This is a genomic window from Streptomyces sp. NPDC001480 (assembly GCF_042894725.1).
Classification (GTDB): Bacteria; Actinomycetota; Actinomycetes; order Streptomycetales; family Streptomycetaceae; genus Streptomyces.
This window is the reverse complement of the sequence record NZ_JBIAVX010000008.1, coordinates 332713-338791: the sequence shown is the minus strand read 5'-3', so window position 1 is coordinate 338791 and position 6079 is coordinate 332713. Positions and strand designations below refer to the sequence as shown.

General features: G+C 72.9%; 4 protein-coding genes. 3 read left to right on the top strand and 1 reads right to left on the bottom strand.

The genetic code is table 11. The features are described from left to right. Positions 1 to 510: 510 nt before the first annotated feature. The 3 genes from thrS (at position 511) to ACFY01_RS21945 (ending at position 4586) form a co-directional block, all read left to right on the top strand. Positions 511 to 1743, top strand: a complete 1233-nt coding sequence (gene thrS / locus ACFY01_RS21955; protein WP_390737506.1) for a threonine--tRNA ligase — start codon at positions 511 to 513, stop codon at positions 1741 to 1743. A gap of 218 nt (positions 1744 to 1961) precedes the next feature. After that, a complete protein-coding gene (locus tag ACFY01_RS21950; RefSeq protein ID WP_390737390.1) occupies positions 1962 to 3590 on the top strand; it encodes an IS200/IS605 family accessory protein TnpB-related protein in 1629 nt (542 codons plus the stop codon). 30 nt (positions 3591 to 3620) lie between these two features. After that, positions 3621 to 4586: a nucleoside hydrolase gene (locus ACFY01_RS21945; protein WP_390737389.1), complete on the top strand. Its 966-nt coding sequence runs from the start codon at positions 3621 to 3623 to the stop codon at positions 4584 to 4586. A gap of 26 nt (positions 4587 to 4612) precedes the next feature. Here the strand turns inward: ACFY01_RS21945 and ACFY01_RS21940 are convergent, their stop codons facing one another. Further along, positions 4613 to 6034, bottom strand: coding sequence for an FAD-dependent oxidoreductase (locus ACFY01_RS21940; RefSeq protein ID WP_390737388.1), 1422 nt, complete (start codon positions 6032 to 6034; stop codon positions 4613 to 4615). Positions 6035 to 6079: the final 45 nt, after the last annotated feature.

The window sequence follows — 6079 nt, the reverse complement described above, 5'->3', positions numbered from 1 at the left end:
GGGGGGGGGGTTGACCCCCCGCCACATTGGCCCCGGGGGGGCCCCCCGGGGGGGGGGGGGGGGGTTTGGGGGGTGGGGGGGTGGGGGGGTGGGGGGGTGTCGTCCCGTCGCTGGGGGCTGCCGCCCCCAGGCCCCCGCTTCGGCCTGAACGGCCTCGTCCTCAAACGCCGGACGGGCTGATTAATGCGGACCGGGTATGGCGTGCGCCGACCGTGGACTGATGATGTGGACCGGGATTGACGTGCGCCGGCTGGGAGCTGAGTGATGCGGACCGGGATTGGCGTGCGCCGGCCACGGCCTGAGTAATCGCGCGAAGAAAATGCGTCGCCCCCGCCACGCGCCCCTGTTACGGTCCCCCACATGAAGCGCGCCCCGTCCTCCCTCTTCCGTACGACGACGCCGGAGTACGTCCCGGTGCGCTGACAGGTGACCTCAAGTCCGAAGCCCCGGGGCGAGTGCCCCGGGGCTTCGGTGTGTGTGCGTCCCGGTTCTCGTCCCGGTCACCACACCATCCGTGAGGAGACCGCCATGCACGACCACCGACGGCTCGGCCGTGAACTGGGTCTGTTCGACACCGATCCCCTGATGGGCGCGGGGCTGCCGTATTGGCTCCCCGACGGGGCCGTCGTACGGCACACCCTGGAGGAGTACGTCCGGGAGGCGGAGCGCGCGGCCGGGTACCGGCACGTGTACTCGCCCGTCCTCGGCAAACGGGAGCTGTACGAGCTGTCCGGCCACTGGGACCACTACAGCGAGGACATGTTCCCGCCCATGCGGCTCGGGGCGGAGGAGGTCGTGCTGCGGCCCAGCCTCTGCCCCCACCATGCGCTCATCTACCGCTCCCGCTCGCACAGCTACCGCGAACTGCCGTTGCGGCTCGCGGAGTTGGGTGCCATGTACCGCTCCGAGCCGTCGGGGGTGCTGGGCGGGCTGACCCGGGTGCGGTCCATCCAGCTCAACGACGCGCATGTCTTCTGCACCCTGGAGCAGGTGGTCGAGGAGGCCCGGGCGGCCCTGGGCCTGATCGCCCGCGCCTACGCCGACCTCGGCATCCGGGCCTCCCGGTACCGTCTGTCGCTCCCGGGAGAGGGCGGCAAGTACGTCGCAGGCCCGGACCTGTGGCGGCGGGCGACCGCGATGCTGCGGGAGGTGCTGGAGGAGTCCGGGCAGGAGTACGAGGAGGCGGCGGGCGAGGCCGCCTTCTACGGTCCCAAGATCGACGTGCAGATCACCGACCCCGCGGGCCGTGAGGCCACCCTCTCCACCGTCCAGATCGACTTCCACCAGCCCGAACGCTTCGACCTGCACTACGTCGGCGCCGACGGGGCCAGGCACCGCCCGGTCATGGTGCACCGCAGTGTCATCGGCAGCATGGAGCGCTCCGTCGCGCACCTCGTCGAGGAGCACGGCGGCGCGTTCCCGGCCTGGCTGGCCCCGGTGCAGCTGGTCGTGCTGCCGGTCGCCGAGGGCCAGGTGGAGCAGGCGGAGGCGGTGGTGCGGGAGGCCGCCGCGCGGGGACTGCGGGCCGAACTCGCCGGTCCGGAGCGGGGGACCCTGGGCGCCCGGATCCGCGCGGGGCGCCTGGTGCCGTACCAGGCGGTGATCGGCGACCGGGAGGCCGGCGCGGGCCTGGCCGCCGTACGGCTGCGGGACGGCCGGCGTGCCGGAGCCCTCCCCGTCGACGAGCTGCTGCGGCGGATCGGCGACCGGGTGCGGGCACGCGGTACCGCACTGTGGGAGTGACCTGGTGACCTAGGGACTTGTCCTAGGGGTGCGAACTGCTGCTGGCTGACAGTGCATGGGTGCGTTCTGGTGTGCGTGAGTGGGCGTCTCGGTCATCTCGCGCGCTTGTCAGGACAGGGAAGGAATGAGTGTTCCTGCTTCGAATGCGTGACCTTCGCGGGAGGTGGTCGTTGGGTCCGGTGACGGCTTCTTGGTCACCGGGCAGAGGGGGTGGGGCGATGGGCGGGCTGCGTGAGGTGGCGGATTCGTTCGTGGTGCCCGGCCCGTCCGGGGTGGCGGTCCGCACCAGTCTCAAGGGGCTGACCGCCCAGGACGAGAAGGTCCTGCGCCTGGTCGGTGACCTGCTCGGATCCCTGGCCTCCCGCGACCTGAAGGCCCGCTGCGCGGCCGGGCTCGATCACGACAGTGACCGGTGGGCGGAGCGTAAGCGTGCTCTGACCGGGGAGTCCTCCTCGCGCTGGGCGGGCAGCATCACGAAGGCCACGCATGACCAGTGGGCGCTGGCCCGGCGCGGTCAGCTCGCCCACATCCACAGCCTCCAGACGGGCGTGGACACGATCGCGCACCGGCTTGCGCTGCCCGTCGGGGCGAAGGGCTCGGCGGGTCGGCCGGGCGGTTACCGCTCGAAGCGGGAGTGGTTCGCAAAGTCCCGGCGCCTGCACCTGCTCGAGGACCGGCTGGAACAGCAACGCGCCCAGTGCCAGGCCGGGCGCGTGCGGGTGGTGCGCGGCGGTAAGAAGCTGCTGCGCGCCCGGCACAACCTTCAGGCCGCCCACCTGACCGAGACCGGGTGGCGGCGCCGGTGGGAGGCCGCGCGCTGGTTCTGCCAGGCCGACGGCGAGTCCGGGAAGCGGTACGGCAACGAGACGATCCGGGTCAGCCCGGACGGTGAGGTGAGCATCAAACTCCCCGCGCCGCTGGCGGGCCTGGCGAACGCGCCGCACGGCCGGTTCGTGCTGGCCTGCCGGGTCGGTTTTATGCACCGGGGCGAGCAGTGGGCCGACCGGATCACCGCCAACCGGGCCGTGGCCTACCGCATGCATCACGACGTCGGCCGCGGGCGCTGGTATCTGACCGCCTCCTGGCAGAACTCGCCGGTGCAGATGGTGCCGCTTCAGGCCGCCCTGGCCGCGGGGGTGGCCGGTGTGGACATGAACGCCGATCACCTGGCCGCCTGGCGCCTGGACGAACACGGGAACCCGGTCGGTGAGCCTCGCAGGTTCGACTACGACCTGTCCGGCAGCGCACCACACCGCGACGCCCAAATCCGGCACGCCCTGATCCGCCTGCTGCACTGGGCCCAACACCATGGCCTGGCGCTCGCGATCGAGGATTTGGACTTTGGCGAAGAGAAGACCCGAGAGAAGCACGGCCGACGCAAACGGTTCCGCCGGCTGATCTCCGGCCTGCCCACCGCCAGGCTGCGCGCCCGGCTGGTGTCCATGGCCGCGGAACTCGGCATCCCCCTGGTCGCCGTCGACCCGGCCTACACCAGCCGCTGGGGCGCCCAGCACTGGCAGAAACCCCTCACCACCACAACCAGGAAGACCACGCGCCACGAGGCTGCCGCCGTGGCGATCGGAAGGCGCGCTCTGGGACACCCGATCCGGCGACGGACGGCACCGCCCCCACCGCACCGGAGTGATGCGGTGGGGCATCGGACCGTCCAGGCCGCATCGGGAGTACCGGGGCGTGAGGGAACCCGCCCCCGCATTCCCGGACCACGGACAGGATCCGTCGGCGCCGGACGCGGAGCGAAAGCGGGCGACCAGTGTGCCCACAACCGTTCGGGGCACGCGGCTGAGCACGAGTCCTGGCACCAGGACTCACTCCCGCTCAGTCTTTAGGAACGGTCGGTACGAAGGAAGGAGTCCGCCGTGACCGGTCAGCCCATCCCCGTGATCATCGACTGCGACACCGGTGTCGACGACGCCCTGGCCCTGCTGTTTGCCGTCCGCCACCCGGACCTGGAGCTGCGCGCGGTGACGTGCGTGGCCGGGAACACGGACGTCGACGGGGTTGTCCGCAACACCCTGACCGTGCTGGAGCAGGCGGGCGCGCCGGACATCCCGGTGGCCCGGGGTGCCGAGCGGCCGCTGATCGAGCCGGCCCGCTCGGCGCGGCACGTGCACGGGCACGACGGGATGGGCGACCTGGGGCTGCCCGCGCCCACCCGGGCCCCGGCCGCGGTGGACGCGGTGACGCTGCTGCACCGGGAGATCCTCGCCTCGCCCCGCCCGGTCACCCTGGTCCCGACGGCCCCGCTCACCAACATCGCGCTGCTGCTGCGCACCCACCCGGAGGTGACCGGCAACATCGAGCGGATCGTGTTCATGGGCGGCGCGGTGGCCACCGGCAACGCCACGCCGGTCGCCGAGTTCAACGTCTGGCACGATCCGGAGGCGGCGGCGGTCCTGCTCACCGCGGGGGTGCCGATCACCATGTACGGGCTGGACGTCTTCCAGCGGGTCGTCGTCCCCGGCGTCGAGGTGCGGCGGCTGCGGGCGAGTGCCGAGCCCGGTGCCCGGCTGGCCGGGGAGCTGCTCGCCCACCGGCCGACCACGCAGGGCGGTCCCGCCGAGGCCGAGGCGGCGGGCGGCCTCGGCGACGCGGGCGCGGTCTGCGCGGTCGCCGACCCGGAGGGCATCACCACCCGCCTGCTGCCCGTCGAGGTCTCCCTCGCCCCCGGTCCGGGCCGGGGCCAGACGATCGTCGACCGCCGGCCCCGGCCGGGCGAGTCGGAGATTCACGAGGGCGTCCGCGAACAGGCCCTGGTGGACGTGGCGTTGGACGTGGACGTCGACCGGTTCGTGAAGCTGTACCTGGAGACGGTCGAGCGGTAGGGCGAAAGGGACTGGGCCAGGAGGGACTAGGCCAGGAGGGGCCAGCACGGGTCGCTGACGAGGGTGTCCAGGTCGGGGGCCGTGTCCGCCGCCCAGGCCGCGTAGCCGTCGGGGCGGACCAGCACCGCCCCGGGCAGTCCGGCCACCGGTTCGGCGCGGACGGCGTCGAGGTGGGGCGGGAGGAGGCCGGCCAGGTCGAGCAGGACGGGCCTGCCGGACCGGAACAGCGACGGGTCGAGACCGGCGACCCGGTGCCCGGCGAGCGGGTGGCCGCCGGGCACGTCGTACGAGTGCGACAGCCCCGACATCAGCCCGGCCAGGTGCCGGTTGGCCTCGGGCAGGCGCATCAGGTCGGTGAAGACCTGGCGCAGCTCGATGGCGTCCGCGCCGGGGCGGGGGGCGGCGAAGACCCGCTGTGCCTGGGTGATGTGCAGGACCCAGGCCCCGGCCGGGTGCCGCTCGGCGTGGTAGGTGTCCAACAGGTCCGCCTCGGCCCGGCCGCGCAGTACGGCGGCCAGCTTCCAGCCCAGGTTGAAGGCGTCCTGCACGCCGAGGTTCAGGCCCTGCCCGCCGAAGGGCGGGTGGATGTGCGCGGCGTCACCGGCGAAGAACACGTTGCCCACCCGGTAGTGGTCGACCTGCCGGGTCGCGTCGCCGAACCGCGAGGCGTTGTCCACGGTGGCCAGGACGGTCTCCTCGCCGTACACCACGCGCAGCGACTCGGCGATCTCCTCGAAGGTCACCGGCCTGTCCCTGGGCAGGTCCTCCTCGCCCACCGTCCCGCCGGTGAACCGGTAGCGGTCGCCGCCGACCGGCACCAGCATCACCCAGCGGTCGCCGGCCTCGCGCGTGAGTGTGCTGATGTGCCCCTGGGTCTTCGGCACGAGGTCGGACACGGACGACAGCCGCACGTCGGCCAGGACCGCCGTGTACGTCCCGGGCCTGCCCGAGAAGGGCACGCCGAGCAGCTTCCTGACCGTGCTGTGCCCGCCGTCGCAGGCCACCAGGCAGCGGGCCTCGATCCGCCGGTCGCCCGCGGTCACGACCACGCCGTCCTCGGACTGCTCCACGGCCGTCAACGGGGTGTCGCGCAGCACCTTGACCCCCAGCTCCGTGGCCCGCTGTTCCAGCACCTCCTCGACCTCCCACTGCGGGATCGACAGCGGGTAGGGGTGCGCGGTGTCCCACACCGTGCAGTCCAGCGGCACGGGCAGCAGCGCGAAGTGCCCGCCCACCGGCTCGCGTGCCGTCGCCCTGGCCCGCATCGGGTCCAGCAGGCCGCGCAGCTCCAGCAGTTCCTGGGTGCGCGGCTGGACCGCCCCGCCCTTGATCTGCTCGACCCGCTGCGGCAGGCGTTCGACCACCAGCGTCTGCACGCCCGCCAGCGCCAGTTCGCAGGCCAGCGTCAGCCCGGTGGGTCCGGCGCCCGCCACGATCACGTCGGTCATCGCTCCTCCTTGGACTCGACCGAGTGCAAAGCTATACCCAGTGCA